The organism is Pseudomonas sp. 1152_12 (assembly GCF_052850675.1).
Genome location: NZ_VXCW01000060.1, coordinates 1 through 513 on the forward strand (window position 1 = coordinate 1; position 513 = coordinate 513).

1 protein-coding gene is annotated in these 513 nt (G+C 58.3%); it reads left to right on the forward strand.

Annotated features, from left to right (window positions below; genetic code table 11):
- A partial coding sequence (locus FW764_RS28105; RefSeq protein WP_446436725.1) for a DUF6531 domain-containing protein occupies positions 1–513 on the forward strand: 513 nt, incomplete at both ends.

A 513-nucleotide genomic window follows, 5' to 3' on the forward strand; every position in this document is an offset into this window, starting at 1 on the left:
CGCGGTGGAAGTGGATTGTGGGTTGGGGTTTGGTTGGAGTCATGCGCTGGCACAGCGGTTGGTGGTGGACGGTGATTCGGTAGTTTGGACCGATCATGAGAACCGCAGTACTGAGTTTCCGTTGCCTAGCGCCTCACGGCCGGCGATTACCAACAGCCTGGCCGAGGCAGCCATCTACTTGGGGTCGTTACCCGATGAGTTAGTACTGGCCCAGGCGTCACGGTTTTATCACTTTCGCGACGGTGTGCTGACGGCGATCAGCGATCCGTATGACAACCGGCTGCGTATTGCTCGTGATCGTTCCGGTCGGATTGAGCGGCTGGATAACGGTGTAGGCCGGTCGCTGTTTTTGCGCTACGAACTAGGCCGCATTGTGGCGGTGGACTATCAGGTTCATCGCGCCAAAGGGCGTGAGCCGTATGTTTGGGTGACTGAGCAGAACGTCGTTTCCTACGCCTACGACGAGGCGGGACGACTGGTTTCAGCGAGCAATGCTGTCGGTGAAAGCGAGGT